The organism is Pseudomonas sp. R1-1 (assembly GCF_051132135.1).
Taxonomy (GTDB): domain Bacteria; phylum Pseudomonadota; class Gammaproteobacteria; order Pseudomonadales; family Pseudomonadaceae; genus Aquipseudomonas.
On the sequence record NZ_CP071663.1, the window covers coordinates 3,231,209 to 3,250,767 of the forward strand.

Sequence of the window (19,559 nt, forward strand, 5' to 3'; positions counted from 1 at the left end):
GGACCACATGGCCAACGGGAACTGGCGCTACGCTTGATAAACGAGGCATCATCGGCAAGCGATCAACAACAAGAAGCGCGCCATGACCCGAACCGCTCGCGTCACCGACCCCTCTTACGAGTTGATGGACGACCATAACGGCTTGTCCATCATCTACCGCCAGCACGGCTTCCCCTGCCCGCTGGTGCGTTGGCACTTCCACAAGGAATACGAACTGCACTTGATCGTCGCCAGTTCCGGCAAGGTGTTCATTGGCGACTACATCGGCAACTTCTATCCGGAAACGCTATTCCTGACCGGCCCCAACCTGCCACACAACTGGATCAGCCAGGTCGCTGAAGACGAAGTGGTGGAAAAGCGCGACATGCTGGTCAACTTTACCGATGAATTGTTCGAAAGCGGCCATCAGGTATTCGCCGAGTTGAAAACCTTGGCACCGCTACTCGAGCGCGCGCAATACGGCATCGAGTTTCGCTGCAAGCGCACCATTCGCCAGGCCATGACCCTGATGCAGCGTATCGCCGACTCCACCGGCATTACCCGTCTCGGGCATTTTTTCATTCTGATGGAACTGCTCGCGGCGAGTGATGACTTCCTGTTGTTGTCGGGCGCAACCACGCCGCAACTGGCCGACGAGCACAACATCGACCGCACCAACCGCGCGGTCGATTACATCTTCAGCCACTACGCGCGGGATATCTCGCTGGAGGAAGTGGCCGAGCATCTGGGCATGACCCCGACGTATTTCAGCCGCGTGTTCAAACAGGCCACCGGGCGCAACTTCATCGAGTTCGTCAATCGCCTGCGCATCAGCAAGTCCTGCGAATTGCTGGCCGACGGTGACAAACCGGTGACTGAGGTATGTTTCGAGTCCGGCTTCAACAATATTTCCAATTTCAATCGGCGTTTTCAGCAGCTCAAGGGCATGACGCCATCGCATTATCGACGGCTCGCCGTGCAGCGGCTGACCGAGCAGAATCACCTCTGACAACACCGCAGTTGCCTGTGGGAGCGAGCCTGCTCGCGATAGCGGTGTGCCAGTGAATAAATCTGTAGCTGACACACCGTCTTCGCGAGCAGGCTCGCTCCCACAGGGGACATCGTTGCGGTCGAAAACCTGTACACATTCAATACTCCTTCCCCGCTGCAAACCCCTTCCCTGCGTTAATGCCTGAAAACCCCAGTGCAAAAAAGTATCGATAAAAGTGCTAGGGATGATTTGTCACTGCGCCGATTGAAGGCTGTAATCAGCGCAGATTCTTCCTGTCGTCGGAAGACACAAAAACAATAACCGTCCTTCTGCCACCCGCCGGGTGCAGAAAAGGAGTGCACGATGCAACCCACTGCAAAAGCTCTGCTTGCCCTCACCTGCATGACCCTGAGCAGCGTCAGCCTTGGCGCCCAGACCCTGACCATCGCCACCGTCAACAACAGCGACATGATCCGCATGCAGAAACTCTCGAAAACTTTCGAGAGCGAGCACCCGGACATCAAGCTCAATTGGGTCGTGCTCGAAGAAAACGTCCTGCGTCAGCGACTGACCACCGACATCGCCACCCAGGGCGGTCAGTTCGATGTGCTGACCATCGGCATGTACGAAGCCGCACTGTGGGGCGCCAAGGGTTGGCTGGAGCCGATGAAGGATCTGCCGGCCAGTTATGCCCTTGACGATGTCTTTCCTTCGGTCCGCGAAGGCTTGTCAGTGAAAGGTTCGCTGTACGCCCTGCCGTTCTACGCCGAAAGCTCGATCACCTATTACCGCACCGACCTGTTCAAGGACGCTGGCCTGACCATGCCCGAGCGACCAACCTGGGAAGAGATCGCCGGGTTCGCTGAAAAACTCACCAACAAGGAAAAAGAGCAGTACGGCATCTGCCTGCGCGGCAAGGCTGGCTGGGGTGAGAACATGGCGCTGATCACCACCGTGGCCAACGCCTATGGCGCGCGCTGGTTCGATGAGCAGTGGAAACCGGAATTCAGCGGTCCAGAATGGAAAAACGCGCTGAACTTCTACGTCAACACCATGAAAAAATCCGGCCCGCCGGGCGCGTCCAGCAACGGTTTCAACGAAAACCTCGCGCTGTTCAACAGCGGCAAGTGCGCAATCTGGGTCGACGCCAGCGTTGCCGGCTCCTTCGTTACCGACAAGACCCAAAGCAAAGTCGCCGAGCACGTCGGTTTCACCTTCGCGCCGCATCAGGCCACCGATAAAGGTTCGGCCTGGCTGTATTCCTGGGCGCTGGCGATTCCAACCAGCTCCAAAGCCAAGCACGCCGCGAAGCAATTCAGCGCCTGGGCTACATCCAAGGAGTATGGCGAGCTGGTGGCGAAAACCGATGGCATCGCCAACGTACCGCCAGGCACCCGCGCCTCGACCTACAGCGACGCTTACATGAGCGCCGCGCCGTTCGCCAAGGTCACGCTGGAATCACTGAAGGCCGCGGACCCGAGCAAACCGACACTGAAACCGGTGCCTTATATCGGCATTCAGTTGGTGACCATTCCTGAATTCCAGGCCGTGGGCACCCAGGTCGGCAAGTTGTTCTCGGCGGCGCTGATCGGCCAGACCACGGTGGATCAAGCCCTGACTGCGGCTCAACAGACCACCGAACGCGAGATGAAGCGCGCCGGTTATCCCAAGTAACCAGCATCGTTCGCTCTTGCTTTTGTAGGAGTGAGCCTGCTCGCGATTGCGGTGTGTCAGTCACCGCCTGGCTGGATGGAAAACCGCTATCGCGAGCAGGCTCACTCCTACAGGGATCTTCATTCGCCTGTCGAATCGGTTACTGCCATGAATACTTCAACTGCCAAAGCCCACATCGAACTGGCGCCACCCCAGCGCAAACTGCGCGTGCGCAATCCTGGCTGGTTTCTGGTCAGTCCATCGGTGGCCCTGTTGCTGCTGTGGATGATCGTGCCATTGGGCATGACGCTGTACTTCTCGATGATCCGTTACAACCTGCTCTACCCCGGCGAAAACGAATTCGTCGGGCTGGAGAACTTCACGTACTTTCTGACCGACTCGGGCTTCATGCCCGGCGCCACCAATACGTTGTTGCTGGTCGGCAGCGTGTTGCTGATCAGTGTGGTGTTCGGCGTGCTGATCAGCGCGCTGCTGGAGGCAAGCGAGTTTCTCGGCCGCGGTCTGGTGCGGGTCATGCTGATCTCGCCGTTCTTCATCATGCCCACGGTCGGCGCGCTGATCTGGAAGAACCTGATTTTTCATCCGGTGTCGGGAATCCTCGCCTACATCTGGAAGCTGTTCGGCGCACAACCGGTGGACTGGCTCGCCCACTACCCGCTCCTGTCGATCATCATCATTGTGTCGTGGCAATGGCTGCCCTTCGCGATTCTGATTCTGATGACGGCCATGCAGTCGCTGGATCAGGAACAAAAGGAAGCCGCTCGCCTGGACGGCGCTGGCCCGATCGCGATTTTCTGGCATCTGACCTTGCCGCATCTGGCGCGGCCGATTGCCGTCGTGGTGATGATCGAAACGATCTTCCTGCTGTCGGTGTTCGCCGAGATTTTCACCACCACCAACGGTGGCCCCGGTTACGCCTCGACCAACCTCGCCTACCTGATCTACAACCAGGCGCTGGTGCAGTTCGACGTCGGCATGGCCTCGGCGGGCGGCTTGATTGCGGTGGTCATTGCCAACATCGCGGCGATCATTCTGGTGCGAATGATCGGCAAAAACCTGACTGACAAAGCCTGAGGCCCGCCATGACTCTCCAACAATCCCGCCGCTTGCAAAGCCTGTTGCTCGGCACTTTGGCCTGGGCCATCGCGATCGTGATTTTCTTTCCGATCCTGTGGATGGTGATGACCAGCTTCAAGACCGAAATCGACGCGTTCGCCACACCGCCGCAGTTCATCTTCATGCCGACGCTGGAGAACTACCTGCACATCAACGAGCGCAGCGACTACTTCAGCTTCGCCTGGAACTCGGTGGTGATTTCCTTCAGCGCTACGGCCCTGTGCCTGCTGATCGCGGTGCCGGCGGCGTACTCGATGGCGTTCTACGAAACCCAGCGCACCAAAGGCACGTTGCTGTGGATGCTCTCGACCAAGATGCTGCCGCCCGTGGGCGTGCTGATGCCGATCTACCTGCTGGCGAAGAGTTTCGGCCTGCTCGACACGCGCATTGCGCTGATCGTGATCTACACGCTGATCAACCTGCCGATCGTGGTCTGGATGGTTTACACCTACTTCAAGGACATCCCCAAAGACATCCTCGAAGCCGCCCGCCTCGACGGTGCCACGCTGTGGCAAGAGATGGTTCGCGTACTGCTGCCGATCGCGAAGGGCGGCCTCGCCTCGACCGTGTTGCTGTCGCTGATCCTGTGCTGGAACGAGGCGTTCTGGTCGCTGAACCTGACTTCGTCGAAAGCTGCACCGCTGACCGCACTGATCGCCTCGTATTCCAGCCCTGAAGGTTTGTTCTGGGCCAAGTTGTCGGCCGTGTCGACGCTGGCCTGCGCGCCGATCCTGATCTTTGGCTGGATCAGCCAGAAACAACTGGTGCGCGGCCTCTCGTTCGGTGCCGTGAAATGAATCCCCCAAACCCGCCACAACCCCCTGTAGGAGTGAGCCTGCTCGCGATAGGGGAATGTCATTCAACATTAATGTCGACTGACACTGCCTCATCGCGAGCAGGCTCACTCCTACAGAGAAGCGCGTCCGGCTTAACAGAATAAAATCCATGGAGGCCCATCTCATGGCCAACCTGAAAATCAAGAATCTGCAAAAAGGCTTCGAAGGTTTTTCCATCATCAAGGGCATCGACCTTGAAGTGAACGACAAGGAATTCGTGGTCTTCGTCGGTCCGTCGGGCTGCGGCAAATCCACCCTGCTGCGTTTGATTGCAGGTCTGGAGGAAGTCAGCGACGGCACCATCGAACTCGATGGCCGCGACATCACCGAAGTCAGCCCGGCCAAGCGTGACCTGGCCATGGTGTTCCAGACTTACGCGCTGTACCCGCACATGACTGTGAAGAAAAACATGTCATTCGCCCTCGATCTGGCCGGCGTGCCGAAAGCCGAAGTCGAGAAGAAAGTCGGCGAAGCGGCGCGGATTCTTGAGCTCGGGCCGATGCTCGAGCGCAAGCCGAAACAGCTCTCCGGTGGTCAGCGCCAGCGCGTGGCGATCGGCCGCGCCATTGTGCGCAACCCGAAGATTTTCCTCTTCGACGAACCGCTGTCCAATCTCGACGCCGCGCTGCGCGTGCAGATGCGCCTGGAACTGCTGCGCCTGCACAAAGACCTGCAAGCGACGATGATCTACGTGACCCACGATCAGGTCGAAGCGATGACCATGGCCGACAAGGTGGTGGTGCTCAATGGCGGTCGCATCGAACAGGTCGGCTCTCCGCTCGACCTGTATCACAACCCGGCCAACCTGTTTGTCGCCGGTTTTCTCGGCACGCCGAAGATGGGCTTTCTCAAGGGCAAGATTGCCCGCGTCGATGCGCAGAGCTGTGAAGTGGCGCTGGATGCCGGCACGCGCATCAACCTGCCGTTCAACGCCGCCAGCCTCAGCGTCGGCAGTGCGGTGACGCTGGGCATTCGCCCGGAACATCTGGAACTGGCACAACCGGGCGATTGCAGCCTGGCGGTGGTTGCCGACGTCAGCGAACGCCTGGGCAGCGATACGTTCTGCCACGTCACCACCAACGCCGGCGAAGCCCTGACCATGCGCGTGCGCGGGGATCTCGCCAGCCGTTATGGCGAACAACTGAACCTGCACCTGGACGCCGCGCACTGCCATCTATTCGATGCCGAAGGTGTGGCGTTGACCCGACCGCTGCGTGCCGCGGCCTGATTTCGAGACTATCCGATGAAACTCAACCAACAGAACCTCAACCGTCTCGCCGCCCAAGTGCAACTGCCGGCCTACCGCCTCAGCGACACCCGCCAGGGCATTGCGCACATTGGCGTCGGCGGCTTCCACCGTGCGCATCAGGCGTATTACACCGATGCCCTGATGAACAGCGGCGAAGCGCTGGACTGGGCGATCTGCGGCGTCGGCCTGCGCGCGGAAGACCGCCGCGCCCGTGACGATCTCAAGGAACAGGACTACCTGTTCACCCTGTTCGAACTCGGTGACAGCGATGACACCGAAGTACGGGTGATCGGCGCGATTCGCGACATGCTGCTGGCCGAGGACGGCGCTCAGGCACTGATCGACAAACTCGCCGATCCGCAGATCCGCATCGTTTCGCTGACGATCACTGAGGGCGGCTATTGCATCGACGACAGCAACGGCGAATTCATGGCGCACCTGGCGCAGATCCAACACGACCTGGCTCATCCAGAGGCACCAAAAACCGTGTTCGGTTTTCTTTGTGCGGCCCTGGAAAAGCGCCGAGCGGCGGGGGTTCCGGCGTTTACCGTGATGTCCTGCGATAACCTGCCGCACAACGGCGCGGTGACGCGTAAGGCGCTGCTCGCGTTTGCCACGCTGCGCAACAGCGATCTGTGCAGCTGGATCGACGCCAATGTCAGCTTTCCCAACGCGATGGTCGACCGGATCACGCCAATGACCAGCACCGCGCATCGCCTGCAACTGGCCGACAAACACGGCGTCGACGATGCCTGGCCGGTGGTCTGCGAGCCGTTTGTGCAGTGGGTACTCGAAGACAAGTTCGTGAATGGCCGTCCGGCGTGGGAGAAGGTCGGCGTGCAGTTCACCGACGACGTTTCGCCCTACGAGGAAATGAAGATCAAGCTGCTCAACGGCAGCCATCTGGCGTTGACGTATCTGGGCTTTCTAAAGGGCTATCGCTTCGTCCACGAGACCATGAATGATCCGCTGTTCGTGCGCTACATGCGCGCCTACATGGATCTGGACGTGACCCCGCAACTGGCGCCCGTGCCGGGCATCGACCTGAACGATTACAAGGACACGCTGGTTGCGCGGTTTTCCAATCAGGCGATTGCCGACCAACTGGAGCGGGTGTGTTCGGACGGCTCGTCAAAGTTTCCCAAGTTCACCATCCCGACGATCAATCGACTGATCGCCGATGGCCGCGAGACCCGGCGCGCGGCACTGGTGGTGGCGGCCTGGGCGCTGTATCTGAAAGGTGTCGATGAGAATGGCGATACGTACACGATTCCTGACCCACGGGCGGCGTTTTGTCAGGCGTTGGTGGTGGACGATGAGTTGATCACTGAGCGGTTGCTGGGGGTCGAGGAGATTTTTGGTGCGGCGATCCCGAAATCGGCGGAGTTTGTGGCGGCGTTCGAGTGGTGCTACAACAGCTTGCGCGATGAAGGCGTGACGCGAACGCTGGAACGGGTGCTCGCCTGAAAAGCCCCTCACCCTAACCCTCTCCCAAAGGGAGAGGGAACTGACCGTGGTGGCTGCGCGGCATACGCCAACTTGAAACATGACTGATCGTTCCCACGCTCTGCGTGGGAATGCAGCCCGGGACGCTCTGCGTCCCACCAAAGAGCGAACAGCGGACGCGAAGCGTCCATTGAGGCATTCCCACGCTGAGCGTGGGAACGATCGAAATCTGGAGTCGAACGCAGGATTTGGGCATCCCCCGACCTGCTCCCTTCCCCCTCGCCCCCTCTGGGGGAGAGGGCTGGGCGGGCGGCGTTCCGATGAGGGGGTAGCTTTTTATCTTCAACACAATCCGACCGGTGCATAAATGACAACAACAAAGCTCTACCTCGGCATCGACTGCGGCACCCAAGGCACCAAAGCCATCATCCTCGACACCATCAGCGGCCAGGTCCTCGGTCAGGGCGCCGCGCCGCACACGATGATCAGCGGCGCCAACGGTCGCCGCGAGCAAGACCCGCAGCAATGGCTGGACGCCTTCACTCTCGCCACCCGCCAGGCGTTGCAGGCCGCCAATGTCGATGGTCAGGACATCCTCGGCATCGGCGTTTCCGGCCAGCAGCACGGTCTGGTCCTGCTCGACGATCAAGGCGAAGTGCTACGCCCGGCCAAGCTCTGGTGCGACACCGAAACCAGCCCCGAAAACGACCGATTGCTCAGCCATCTGGGCGGCGAGCAAGGTTCGCTGGAGCGTCTGGGCGTGGTCATTGCGCCGGGTTACACCGTGTCGAAACTGCTTTGGACCAAAGAGCAACACCCCGTCGTCTTCTCCAGCATTGCACGCATTCTGCTGCCCCACGACTACCTGAACTTCTGGCTGACCGGTCGCGCCTGCAGTGAATACGGCGATGCCTCCGGCACCGGCTATTTCAACGTGCGCACGCGCGAGTGGGACTTGCAACTGCTGCGCGACATCGACGCCAGTGGCCGTCTGCAAGCGGCGCTGCCCGAGCTGATCGAGGCCCATGAAGCGGTCGGCACGATTCTTCCGGCGATCGCTGAGCAGCTTGGCCTGAACCCCAATGCGCGCGTCGCCAGTGGTGGCGGCGACAACATGATGGGGGCCATCGGCACCGGCAATATTCAGCCGGGCGCGATCACCATGAGCCTCGGTTCTTCCGGCACGGTATACGCCTATTCCGACACAGCGACCGTCAGCCCGGACGCCTCGGTGGCCACGTTCTGCTCGTCCAGCGGCGGCTGGCTGCCGCTGATCTGCACCATGAACCTGACCAACGCCACCGGTGCGATTCGCGAGCTATTTGCGCTCGATTTGCCGCGCTTCAACGATCTGGTCGCCCAAGCCCCGATCGGCGCCGATGGCGTGTGCATGCTGCCATTCCTCAACGGCGAGCGCGTCCCCGCCCTGCCCCACGCCACCGGCAGCCTGCACGGGCTGACGCTGAACAACCTGACCCAGGCCAACCTGTGCCGCGCTGCCGTCGAAGGCACGACCTTCGGTTTGCGTTACGGATTGGATCTGCTGCGCCGCAATGGTTTACAAAGCCTGCGCATTTGCCTGATCGGCGGTGGTTCGAAGAGTGCGGTGTGGCGGCAGATCGTCGCCGACATCATGAACACCCCGGTGATCTGCACCGAGCAAAGCGAAGCCGCGGCGCTGGGCGCGGCGATTCAGGCGGCGTGGTGCACAGCGTCGGCTAACGGTGAGCAAGACAGCCTCGAAGACCTGTGCCAGCGCTGCGTAAAACTCGATGCCAGCAGCGAAACCCTGCCGATCGCCGCCAATGTCGCGGTGTTCCAGCAGGCTTATGAACGCTATCAACAGCATGTCGCAACCCTTTGAAGAGCAAACAATCATGTACCTGGTGTGTGGCGAAGCCCTGTTCGATTTTTTCAGTGAAGACGATGCCAGCGGTCTGGCCTCGAAGGTCAATTTCAAAGCGATCGCCGGCGGTTCGCCGTTCAACGTCGCCGTCGGTTTGCGCCGCTTGGGTGTGGACTCGGCGTTGTTTGGCGGCGTGTCCACCGACTACCTCGGTCGGCGCTTGCAGCAGGTGTTGAAAGACGAAGGCGTGCGCCCGGATTATCTGGTGGAGTTCGCCGCTCCGACCACGCTGGCGATGGTCGCGGTCGGCGCCAACGGCTCGCCGCATTACAGCTTTCGTGGCGAAGGCTGCGCCGACCGGCAGTTGAGCGCGGCGCATCTACCGACCCTCGGTACCGAGGTGCGCGGCCTGCACGTGGGCTCGTTTTCGCTGGTGGTGCAGCCAATTGGCGACGCCCTGCTGCAACTGGTGCAGCGCGAAAGCGGCCAGCGCCTGATTACCCTCGACCCGAACGTACGCCTCAATCCCGAACCGAATATCGAGCTGTGGCGCGAACGCATCGCCGCACTGGTGCCGCTGGTGGACCTGATCAAGGTCAGCGATGAAGACCTGAGCCTGCTCTATCCCGATCAGGATCCGCAGCAGGTCATCGAAAGGTGGCTCGAGCATCGCTGCCAGATCGTTTTCCTCACCCGTGGCGGCGACGGCGCCAGCGTCTTCAGCCGTCAGCATGGCCATTGGTCGGTGCCGGCCGTTTCGGTGAAAATCGCCGACACTGTAGGCGCTGGCGATACCTTCCAGGCTGCGCTGATCACCTGGCTCACCGAGCACGGTCTGGATTCGGTCGAAGGCGTGCAGCAACTGGCGCGCGAACAGATCGACGCCATGCTCCGTTTCGCCGTCCAGGCCGCTGCGCTGACCTGCAGCAAGACCGGCCCGGATTTGCCCTATCGTCAGCAATTGAGCTGAGCGCGTAGACTGTCTGCTTTTTTGCGCACGAGGGGATAACCGCTTTTGAAATACGGGCAGACGCTTGGACTACTGACACTGGCAGCACTGATGACCGGGTGCGGCACCTCGCCGCCCCGCTCACCGGAAGATATCTGCGAGATCTTTCGCGAGAAAAGCGACTGGTACGACGCCGCGCAAGTCACGCAAAAACGCTGGGGCGTGCCGATTCAGGTGCCCTTCGCGATCATGTATCAGGAATCCGGCTACCGCTACGACGCCAAGACTCCACGCAAATATCTGTTGTGGGTGATTCCGTGGGGTCGGGTTTCCACCGCCTCGGGTTACGCGCAGGCCAAGGACGAAGTCTGGGCCGATTACCAGAAAAGCACCGGCCGCAACTGGGCCGACCGCGAAGACTTCGATGACGCCATCGATTTCATCGGCTGGTACATGGACAAGACCACCTCGATCAATGGCATCTACAAATACGACGCCTACAACCAGTACCTCAACTACCACGAAGGCTGGGGCGGCTTCCGCAACAAAACCTACGCCAGCAAAGCCTGGCTGCCCCCGACCGCGCGCAAGGTGCAGGTTCGCTCTGATACTTATGCGCGGCAATATGCCGGGTGCAAAGAGGATCTGGATCGCGGATTCTGGAGCCGGTTCTGGCATTGGTTGTAGCGGTGACTGTTCGACCGCTATCGCTAGCAGGGCTAGCTCCCACAGTTGAACGCTCATGCCTGAAACCCATTCCCCTGTAGGAGTGAGCCTGCTCGCGATAGCTGATTTCCAGTCACTGACATATTGAAACCAACTTCTTTCCCCAGCACGACACCAATCCCTGTGGGAGCCAGCCTGCTGGCGATAGCTGACTTCCAGTCACTGCCAATATTGAAAACCAGCCTCTTCTTTCATTACAACATCAATCCCTGTGGGAGCGAGCTTGCTCGCGATAACGGTCTACCAGACGCCAACGATCGCCACCTGCCGTACTCCCCGGCAACTTCGACAGTTGATTCTCCAACATCAGCACGTAAGAAAAGTCGCCAATAGCCAAGGTCACATGCCGCCAACCACCCGTTTTCATTGACCCAAACCCTACCCCTAAGGGTTTTCCCTATCCCCCAGCCCCACCCCACCTACGCCTTTTGCGCCTTGAACGAGACGGCTGAATCCTGCAACATCTGTGTCCTGCTTATTCACGGACGGAATTCAAGGCATGCTGGACGCCAACGCTACCCACATCACCCTCACCCTCGAAGGCGCCAACGCCGACCTGCAGGTCCTCAGCTTCACCGGTCGCGAAGCCCTGAATGAGCCGTTCCGTTTCGACCTCGAACTGGTCAGCGCCCGCCCCGACCTCAATCTCGAAGAGCTGCTGCACAAGCCCGGCGTGCTGACCTTCGGCGCCACCGGCGAAGGCAAGATCCACGGTCTGGTCTATCGCATCGAGCAAGGCGACTCCGGCAAGACCCTGACCCGTTACAGCCTCAGCCTGGTGCCGCAACTGGCCTACCTGCGGCACAACCACGATCAGCAGATCTTCCAGCAACTCACGGTGCCGAAAATCATCGCTCAGGTACTGGAAGACCGCGGCATTCTCGCCGACGCCTACAGTTTCCAGCTCGGCGCCGAGTACCCGGAACGCGATTACTGCGTGCAGTATGACGAGTCAGACCTGCATTTCATCCAGCGCCTGTGCGAAGAGGAAGGCATTCACTTCCACTTCCAGCACAGCAGCAGCGGCCACAAACTGGTGTTCGGCGACGATCAGACGGTCTTCCGCAAGCTCAAACCGGTGAGCTACCAGCAGGACTCCGGCATGGCCGCCGACAAACCGGTGATCAAGCGCTTCAACCTGCGCCTGGAAACCCGCACCACCCGCGTCAGCCGCCGCGATTACGATTTCGAGAAACCCAAGCTTTTGCCCGAGGGCGCGGTCAAATCCGAATTCGCCCCAAACCTCGAGGACTACGATTACCCCGGCCGCTTCACCACCCGCGAGCGCGGCAAATTCCTCTCGACGCGCGCGCTGGAACGTCATCGCAGCGACTACAAACTCGCCGAAGGCAAAGGTGACGAACCAACCCTGACCAGCGGCCATTTCCTCACGCTCGCCGAACACCCGCGCGCCGAATGGAACGACCTGTGGCTGCTGCTCGAAGTCTTCCACGAAGGCAAACAACCGCAAGTGCTCGGCGAAAACGTCACCAGCGACGTCACCGACAACAAAAGCGATTTCCATCAGGGCTACCGCAACAGCTTTCTCGCCACGCCGTGGGACGCACACTACCGCCCTGCCCTCGAACACCCGAAACCGAAAGTCCTCGGCAGCCAGACTGCGATCGTCACCGGCCCCGCCGGCGAAGAGATCCACTGCGACCAGTACGGCCGCGTCAAGGTGCAGTTCCACTGGGACCGTGACGGCCAGTCCGACGACAAAACCACCTGCTGGCTGCGCGTCGCCAGCGGCTGGGCCGGCGCGTCCTACGGCGGCATCACCATCCCGCGCATCGGCATGGAAGTCCTCGTCACCTTCCTCGAAGGCGACCCCGACCAGCCGCTGGTCAGCGGCTGCCTGTACCACAAGGAAAACGTCGTCCCCTACGACCTGCCGGCGAACAAGACCCGCAGCACCTTCAAAACCCTCAGTTCCCCGGGCGGCAAGGGCTACAACGAGTTCCGCATCGAAGACAAGAAAGGCGCCGAACAGATCTACATCCACGCCCAGCGCGACTGGGACGAAAACATCGAACATGACCAGAAAATCCGCGTTGGCAACGAACGGCATGACACTGTTGAAGCCAACACGCTAAGCGAATTCAAGGTTGAAGAGCACCGGATTACCCATCTGGACCGCATCAGCGAAATGCGTGCGGATGATCACCTGACCGTGGGTGTGACGCAGCATGTGAAGGTGGGGACAGGGCAGTTTGTTGAGGCTGGCAACGAAATCCATTACTACGCCGGCCAGCGAGTCGTGGTCGAAGGCGCGATGGAACTGACCGCCAAGGCCGGCGGCAGCTTCGTAAAAGTCGACGCCGGTGGCGTGACCATCAGCGGCGCTGAGGTGAAGGTCAATACCGGTGGTGCGCCTGGGGTGGGCACGCCGGCGGCGCCGTTGTTGCCGGGGCCGATGAAGGTTGTGGATGCGGATAAGGCCGGCAAGGCACCACTCCCCGCTCGCCTGAATGAGTCAGGCATCACACCGTTATGCGGAAAACAGAGTAACGGCGCTTGCAGCCGTAAGGATTGCACATGCATGTAAAAGCGCTGAGCGCTCTCCTCGCAGAGCCTCGCTACACCTTTTCGGACCTGCCGGCTACGAGCGAATCGCTCTGCTTCATCATTGACCAAGGGCTCCAACCGGAAGCCTTGAGTCAACTCTATCGAGTCGGCGAACCGGTGGTTTCCCAAGGGTTGTTTTTCAGCACCGACTTCGCAGAGATTCCTGACGGCCCTCTGTGGCTAGTGGCCCCCAAGGGCAGCAAAGTGGCAAACGTAGCGGCAAAACTTTGTGAGGAACGCTTTTCGGGAATTGCGATCTCAGCACCTGATTCTGAAAAAGCACTGGCTCATGCGCGCTGGTTGCTCCGAGCCAATGACGGTTCAGGTGGGCAGAGCTTGTTGAGCTTTCACAAACCGAGCCTGTGGGCAGCGCTGGCTTACACCGCTGGTGAAACCTTTGATCAGTTGCTGGGTTGCTGGAACGCTGTCTACTGCCCTGCGCCGATTCATTTCGGTCAGCAGCATGGTCCTTGGTTGGCTTTGAGAGCCAGTGAGAAATCGACATGGCTTGGTGACAAAGCGGCGTTCAATCTTCCCGAGGCTGCCGCACGAGTTGAAGCGCGCTTGGGATGGGTTTATTGGATTGATGAAGAATACGCAGCATTTGAAGAGCCAGACGATGAACGCCTGAACGATATCGCTGACAACCTCGACTTGCTGCTCAAAAGTAATATTTATGACGGTGATCACCTGCTCAAGCTTGGCCACGCCGTGAACGGCCCGCTATTCGAAACACAGCCTGAGATCATGGCGATCCTGCAATCTAAGGACGAGTCGTTTATCAAAGTAGATCGGCTCCTGGAATCAGCCGCCGTCGCCCAACGTTAGGGCGACGCGACAACAGAACGGAATCACCATGGAAATCACGAATCACGCCGTTATGCCCGGCGAAACCCTGGACCAGATCGCTTCGCGCTACAACAGCACCGTGGCGCAACTTCGCCAGCTCAACCCCTTCATCACCAATCCGGACAACGTCAAAGTCGGATGGAACCTGAGCGTACCAAAAAGCGCTCAAGCGACCGCTGTGCCTGCCGCTCAATCGCCCGCGGCGCCTCAAGCGCCTGCGCAGGCAAGTCCGGAAGCCGCCACTCAATGTTCCGCAGAGGATCTGGTTGAGCTGGAGCCGGTAAAGGAGGCGCCAGATCAGAGCTCGAAAACCTTCAAACCCCACGCGCCTCCATGTTCGAAAAAGTTTGCGAGCGCGATTTATGCCACTGAGGAGCAAGAGTTCTGGCTGCTTCCTGAGCGGGCAAAGTCTGCCATCAAAGAATCGATGTTCGCGCTGGATAAAATGATTGCCCCCAGCAAACCACGTGATGCTCGCCTGAACGGGTTGCAGGAATCGGGATTGCTGGAATACTTTCTTGAGCCAAAATTGAGCAACTTCCTCACCGGCGCGCAGCGTACGCGCATGGAAGAGTTTGAAGCGATGGGGGATGAAATTGAAATCGATCCAGCCACCGCTAAAAAAAGGCAAAACGAAGCTAATGGAAACAAACCTGTCGAGGCTCCTGCACAATCCCCGCAAGAGGACACTGCGCAATCGCGCATGGACCGCCTGACAGCAGACATCGCTACTCAGCAAAACATCCGCAACGAGTATGTCGATTTTTACAAGCGGCGTGCGGAGTGGCAGGCGCTTAAAAAAGAAGCGATCGCGGCTGCGAAACTGCAAGGCTACACCTACGAAAGCGGCTCGCTGTACTCCAAGGAGGCGATTGAAGCGCGCGCACGTGTGCAAGCTTATCTGGATGCCCGCAAGAAACTTCTCAGCAACAAAGACTTCAAGCAGGTTCCGCTAGAAGACGTGGCGAAAGCCTTGGCGGAAAAAAAGAAAAGTTACGAAAACATCTGCAGCGGCATGAATGACTGCACCGCCGATCTGGTCGGGTATGTCTTGACGCTCTACAAAAACGCCGATGCGCTTGATTACCATGCTTACACTGAATCCATTATCAAAGCGTCTGAATACGGCATTGCACTTCCAGAATTCGCGCTGATCAGTGACGGCCTTCCTTCCGGCATCGAGCAGTTCAAACTGTATCTGGATACCGAGAAAGAGCAGGCGGAAGTTACAGCGCAGCTTCAAGAGAAATACAAACGCTGGATCGAGGCAACAGGCCAGAATGCCCAAGCGCCGGCGGGCCTGGTTGATGTGGAACGTACCAAATGGGATAGCCTGCAAAAGATCAAAGACGACCTTCAAGCAAAAGCCCAAAGCAATGTCAGCAACAGCAAACCTGGGCGTTTTCTGATCTGGGAACCGGAAGAGTTCCAGCCAAAACCGGTGGACCGCATGGTGAAACCGGGCTTTCCGCTGCGTGAAGTCAGTCTTTCGGATGCCAAAGGCACGCCCTTGGGCTGGTTCAGCATGGCGAACCTGAAAGACGCAAAAAAGATCCTGAAAGAGGATTCAAAAAAAGCAGTCGGTTCAATAAAAAAGGTAACTCAAAGTTTGCCCGCTGACGCTACCGAAGGCTCCGATAAAAACAGTGAAATCAATTCGTTCCGCCAATGGCTACTAAATCAGGGCGCCATAAAGTTCAGCGATCAGGTCGGCGACTGTTTCGATGCAAGAGGCTGGTTCAAAGCCAAAGACTTTTATGCTTACTTGAAAAAGCAAGGCTATGAGGTCACTGAACTGGAAGACGACGCGACTCTTACCAACTGGGGCGAACACCTTCAGCAACTGGTTTTCAAGAAAAGTGTGCGCGGCAAAGTAAGACTCTTTGATGCCAGCCCTCAGGCGCAATTCGTCCGCTGCCTGACACCGCCTCAGCCAAGCATTCACGGTGAAGTAAAGCTCGAAGGCCCGAAAATGTCCGCCGCCGAGGGCTTCCAGATATCGGGCGAGATGGGCTTGAGCCTGGATCTGGCCCGTGGCGAAGTTCAGTTGATGAAAGTCGACATGCCTGCCAAAGCCAGTGCTCAAGACATCACGCTTGAATACTTCCTGGACGGCAGCCCGCAAAAAATGAATTTCGGCCGCTTCTCCTTCCACTTTGGTGTGAAGGCATGGGGCTACGCTGGAGCATCGTTGCTGCTAGCCGGCAGCGTCGAGTTGAGCCCGATCTTCGGCAACGTCAAGTACGGGGCGTCACTGAGCCCGGTAAAACGCGCACAGCGTGAAGATGCCTCTGCAAAAGAAGAACGTGCCGATCATGCTGCCGCCAAACAAGCCAAGGCCGACAGCGGCGACAACAGCCCTACTCCCGATCTTGAACACCAGTCGAAATCCGGCACCTACGCCGATACCAAAAGCACAGATCAACTGCGAGGCGGACGCTTCGCCAAAGTGCAAGTCGAAAACGGCGCAAAAGCCAGTTTCAACGTGTTTGGAGGTTTGCAAGCCGCGATTGAACTCACCGGAGTAATGAACTGGGCACCGCCCAAAGAACTCGTCGCCCTGCGCACCGCGCCAACGATGGGCGTTGGCAGCGCTAAAGACGCGAAAAGCGCGAATCCATGGCTGACACTGGCCAAACTGAGCGGCTCCGTGGGGGTGGCATTAGGCGCAGGCTTTCAGGGAACAGCGCAGGTGTCTCTGGATAAGGGGCGGTTTATTCTTAACTTGAAAGCGGCGGTAGTGCTGGGTCCTGGTGCTAACGGTAGCTTTAAATTCGAAGTTGGCTATGAGGCAGTCGTTGACCTCATCAACCTGTACCGCAAGGAACTGCACAAAGCGAAAGGCAGAAAGGTAGAGTGGATGGAACCTGAAGCAGGTAAGTTCGCATCCGCGCTGAACGCATTAGGCGCAGCTGGGCTTAGTGTGGAAATGTCTTATCTTATGGGTTGGAGTTTAGTCATGGACTTATATGACGCAATGACCAGCGGAGGAAAAGGCGGCCCAATCGCTCATGCTATTGTTGAATACCAGAATCCAGATGAACTAAAAGCATGGGTTGTGGAAGCCACTCCGGCAGCACTCGGCCCCATTTTAATGACTCTTACCTCCACCCCCGAAGAGTTCTCAATTGCCGCCAATACAAAAGTAAGCGACACGTCGCCAACTTTTAGCAAACAAACCTATCCAAAAGAGAAAGCACATCTAACTCAGCAGATCGCAATTGGAATAATTATCGACCACATAGTCACCAATGCAAAAGAAAAGGACAAATTGGAAGAGGCTCAAAAACAGTTTGAACTAGCTTGCGCAAGCATGAACAAGTTTGGCACTGAACCAGTTGATATCGGTCAAAAGTACTGTGAAAACCGTCATTTGCTCGATACTTTCATGGATGATCCGGTACTCAGCTTTACCGATCCAAGGGGAAATAAAGCAAGAGCACGCTACAAGGAAAATTCAAATATATTAGGCCAGCGTATTGATGGAGCTTGTAAAATTGTAATGGGCGAAAACAGTTATATACCGAGAACATCCGTAAAATACTTGCCCCCTGCGAGCGCATAAAATTGAAGATAAAGTCAAGCTTAGTCCGTATACCTTTTTTTGCAGTTTTTCTTTTAATGTGTGTAAGCGCGCATGCGGAGCTTACCTCACAACAACTGGAGGCAAAGAGAAAAGGCATAGAGCTTTACAATCAATACAAAGCTATCTCTGCAATCGAACCCCTAAAAACAGCAGCCGAAGGCGGCGATGACGAAGCACTTTACTATCTGGGTGAAGCATTAAGAAAAAATAACCGCTTCATGACTCCAGAAGCTAAAAAAGCATACGAAAGCTCCGCAAAAAAGGGGAATATCTACTCTATGATTCGCCTTGGGAGAATTGAAGACGACTTGTGTTCAACCATGAAAAGCTGTCCACCAGGTGAAGTCTCTCCTAGCAGTTGGGTAATTAAAGCTAAAAGCCTTGCGATTCAACGCGCAACGCAGGGAGATAGCGAATCAATGTACCTGTTATATGAAATGACAGGCAATGATGACTGGCTGGAGAAGTCAGCAGAGAACGGATTCGCATTTGCGCAGTTCCGTCTGGCGACGAAGTATCAAGAAGGAAGCGGTTCATTTTTACTACCCTCGAGACGCAACCAAGCTATCGAACGATGGATGAAGGCGTCTGCTGAAAATGGTTATCCACTTGCAATGATGGGGTTAGCCGCAATCATGATCGAAAAAAAAGATTTAGCCTCGTTCAGAAACTGGAACGAAAAAGCAGCTGACTCGAGCTATGTAGAAGGTGTATTTGGATATGCATCCTACATAGGCGAAGAAAACTCAAAATACGGTTTCGCATTCGACCCAATAAAATCATATGCTTTACTTTCAAACCTGCTCGAACTTAATGGTGGAGGGAATGTAGTACGAGACGTCAATGACACATTACCCGGCATAGAAAAAAACATGTCGAAAGAGCAAATAGAGAAAGCAAAAGAGCTCGCAAAAACGTGGAAGGCCAACCACCCGCCTCTCTCGTTTTACCCTGACAAGCTAGGTTATTAATAGCAGTGCGAGCATTAGAATTATTTTAGCAATGCTGATCGCCGCTCTTTCTGCAAACAGCTCAGCACATTCGCAAACAAATGAATCAACTCTGGGGATGGTGTTATACAACCAGTTGAAATTAGACTTGGCGATTCGCAAACTAAAAAAAGAGGCCGACTGGGGAAATGTGAATTCACGGTATTACTTTGCCGACGCACTTCGAAAGCGAAGCCGATACATGACTGCTGAATCGCAGCAATGGTACGAAACCGCTGGGGATAATGGATCTATATTTGCAATGATTCAGCTAGGCCGCCAATACGATGACCTCTGCAGAAAAATGACCAATTGTCCCGCGGGTAAAAAATCAAGCGCCGATTGGTTGCTTCAGGCTAAAAAACAGCATCAATCACAGATACCCCTGAGTCTTTGTATTTAATGTATGAAACAACTTCCGATCGTACTTGGTTGCAAAAATCCAAGGTTATGCCCTGGTTCAAACTGCCGTGGCAAGTTATGGAGCGTATTTATCCCATACACCCGACAAAGTTGGCTAACCCATCGACTTAGTTAAAGGGTACGCACTGATATCCTTGCTTACAGAACTGGATGGCGGTGGAAACATTCAGGTTTACGTCGAGAGCAAGCTGCCCAAAATTGCGGAGAAAATGACGCCTGCTCAAATTGATGTGGTAGAAAAATATGCAATTGAATGGAAGGCAACACACTTACCTCTTTCTTTCTTCCCAGAAAAATTAGGTTTTTGATTTTTTTTGATGATTATCGCCCAA

15 protein-coding genes are annotated in these 19,559 nt (G+C 57.1%); all 15 read left to right on the forward strand.

Features of this window, described 5'->3' with window-relative positions; genetic code table 11:
* Nucleotides 1-82: 82 nt before the first annotated feature.
* The 15 genes from J3P75_RS14535 (at nucleotide 83) to J3P75_RS14605 (ending at nucleotide 19,535) form a co-directional block, all read left to right on the forward strand.
* On the forward strand, nucleotides 83-988 hold the full coding sequence (locus J3P75_RS14535; RefSeq protein WP_332763056.1) for an AraC family transcriptional regulator: 906 nt from the start codon (nucleotides 83-85) through the stop codon (nucleotides 986-988).
* A gap of 345 nt (nucleotides 989-1,333) precedes the next feature.
* Nucleotides 1,334-2,644, forward strand: coding sequence for an ABC transporter substrate-binding protein (locus tag J3P75_RS14540; protein ID WP_434707176.1), 1,311 nt, complete (start codon nucleotides 1,334-1,336; stop codon nucleotides 2,642-2,644).
* Nucleotides 2,645-2,791: 147 nt separating this feature from the next.
* Entirely contained in the window at nucleotides 2,792-3,718 is a 927-nt protein-coding gene (locus J3P75_RS14545) for a carbohydrate ABC transporter permease (protein ID WP_203417866.1), read from the forward strand.
* Nucleotides 3,719-3,726: 8 nt separating this feature from the next.
* Nucleotides 3,727-4,557, forward strand: coding sequence for a carbohydrate ABC transporter permease (locus J3P75_RS14550; protein WP_090283315.1), 831 nt, complete (start codon nucleotides 3,727-3,729; stop codon nucleotides 4,555-4,557).
* 163 nt (nucleotides 4,558-4,720) lie between these two features.
* Complete coding sequence (locus J3P75_RS14555) at nucleotides 4,721-5,824, forward strand: ABC transporter ATP-binding protein (protein WP_090288524.1); 1,104 nt, start codon at nucleotides 4,721-4,723, stop codon at nucleotides 5,822-5,824.
* A 15-nt stretch (nucleotides 5,825-5,839) separates the two neighbouring features.
* Nucleotides 5,840-7,312 carry a mannitol dehydrogenase family protein gene (locus J3P75_RS14560; RefSeq protein WP_434707177.1) on the forward strand — a complete coding sequence of 491 codons (1,473 nt, stop codon included), beginning with the start codon at nucleotides 5,840-5,842 and terminating at the stop codon, nucleotides 7,310-7,312.
* Between the two features lie 346 nt (nucleotides 7,313-7,658).
* A complete protein-coding gene (xylB, locus tag J3P75_RS14565; RefSeq protein ID WP_434707178.1) occupies nucleotides 7,659-9,155 on the forward strand; it encodes a xylulokinase in 1,497 nt (498 codons plus the stop codon).
* A 13-nt stretch (nucleotides 9,156-9,168) separates the two neighbouring features.
* Complete coding sequence (locus tag J3P75_RS14570; protein ID WP_434711301.1) at nucleotides 9,169-10,107, forward strand: carbohydrate kinase family protein; 939 nt, start codon at nucleotides 9,169-9,171, stop codon at nucleotides 10,105-10,107.
* A 90-nt stretch (nucleotides 10,108-10,197) separates the two neighbouring features.
* Nucleotides 10,198-10,773 (forward strand): hypothetical protein, encoded by a 576-nt coding sequence (locus tag J3P75_RS14575; protein WP_434588987.1) that lies wholly within the window; start codon nucleotides 10,198-10,200, stop codon nucleotides 10,771-10,773.
* Nucleotides 10,774-11,311: 538 nt separating this feature from the next.
* Entirely contained in the window at nucleotides 11,312-13,360 is a 2,049-nt protein-coding gene (locus tag J3P75_RS14580) for a type VI secretion system tip protein VgrG (protein WP_434707179.1), read from the forward strand.
* Nucleotides 13,351-14,208, forward strand: a complete 858-nt coding sequence (locus tag J3P75_RS14585) for a DUF4123 domain-containing protein (RefSeq protein WP_434707180.1) — start codon at nucleotides 13,351-13,353, stop codon at nucleotides 14,206-14,208. Before J3P75_RS14580 ends, J3P75_RS14585 begins: the two co-directional genes overlap by 10 nt.
* Nucleotides 14,209-14,236: 28 nt before the next feature.
* Entirely contained in the window at nucleotides 14,237-17,794 is a 3,558-nt protein-coding gene (locus J3P75_RS14590) for a LysM peptidoglycan-binding domain-containing protein (RefSeq protein WP_434707181.1), read from the forward strand.
* 2 nt (nucleotides 17,795-17,796) lie between these two features.
* On the forward strand, nucleotides 17,797-18,786 hold the full coding sequence (locus J3P75_RS14595; RefSeq protein ID WP_434707182.1) for a tetratricopeptide repeat protein: 990 nt from the start codon (nucleotides 17,797-17,799) through the stop codon (nucleotides 18,784-18,786).
* Nucleotides 18,787-18,817: 31 nt separating this feature from the next.
* The gene (locus J3P75_RS14600) at nucleotides 18,818-19,207 is read left to right on the forward strand and encodes a hypothetical protein (protein ID WP_434707183.1); all 390 of its coding nucleotides are present in this window, start codon (nucleotides 18,818-18,820) and stop codon (nucleotides 19,205-19,207) included.
* A 154-nt stretch (nucleotides 19,208-19,361) separates the two neighbouring features.
* Nucleotides 19,362-19,535 carry a hypothetical protein gene (locus J3P75_RS14605; protein WP_434707184.1) on the forward strand — a complete coding sequence of 58 codons (174 nt, stop codon included), beginning with the start codon at nucleotides 19,362-19,364 and terminating at the stop codon, nucleotides 19,533-19,535.
* Nucleotides 19,536-19,559: the final 24 nt, after the last annotated feature.

Bases quoted from the DNA above. Each gene is read 5' to 3' on its own strand.
- J3P75_RS14585 (WP_434707180.1), top strand. From the start codon at position 13,351: ATGCATGTAAAAGCGCTGAGCGCTCTCCTCGCAGAGCCTCGCTACACC.
- J3P75_RS14545 (WP_203417866.1), top strand. From the start codon at position 2,792: ATGAATACTTCAACTGCCAAAGCCCACATCGAACTGGCGCCACCCCAG.
- J3P75_RS14550 (WP_090283315.1), top strand. From the start codon at position 3,727: ATGACTCTCCAACAATCCCGCCGCTTGCAAAGCCTGTTGCTCGGCACT.
- J3P75_RS14555 (WP_090288524.1), top strand. From the start codon at position 4,721: ATGGCCAACCTGAAAATCAAGAATCTGCAAAAAGGCTTCGAAGGTTTT.
- J3P75_RS14600 (WP_434707183.1), top strand. From the start codon at position 18,818: ATGCTGATCGCCGCTCTTTCTGCAAACAGCTCAGCACATTCGCAAACA.
- xylB (WP_434707178.1), top strand. From the start codon at position 7,659: ATGACAACAACAAAGCTCTACCTCGGCATCGACTGCGGCACCCAAGGC.
- J3P75_RS14580 (WP_434707179.1), top strand. From the start codon at position 11,312: ATGCTGGACGCCAACGCTACCCACATCACCCTCACCCTCGAAGGCGCC.
- J3P75_RS14590 (WP_434707181.1), top strand. From the start codon at position 14,237: ATGGAAATCACGAATCACGCCGTTATGCCCGGCGAAACCCTGGACCAG.
- J3P75_RS14570 (WP_434711301.1), top strand. From the start codon at position 9,169: ATGTACCTGGTGTGTGGCGAAGCCCTGTTCGATTTTTTCAGTGAAGAC.
- J3P75_RS14535 (WP_332763056.1), top strand. From the start codon at position 83: ATGACCCGAACCGCTCGCGTCACCGACCCCTCTTACGAGTTGATGGAC.
- J3P75_RS14560 (WP_434707177.1), top strand. From the start codon at position 5,840: ATGAAACTCAACCAACAGAACCTCAACCGTCTCGCCGCCCAAGTGCAA.
- J3P75_RS14575 (WP_434588987.1), top strand. From the start codon at position 10,198: ATGACCGGGTGCGGCACCTCGCCGCCCCGCTCACCGGAAGATATCTGC.
- J3P75_RS14540 (WP_434707176.1), top strand. From the start codon at position 1,334: ATGCAACCCACTGCAAAAGCTCTGCTTGCCCTCACCTGCATGACCCTG.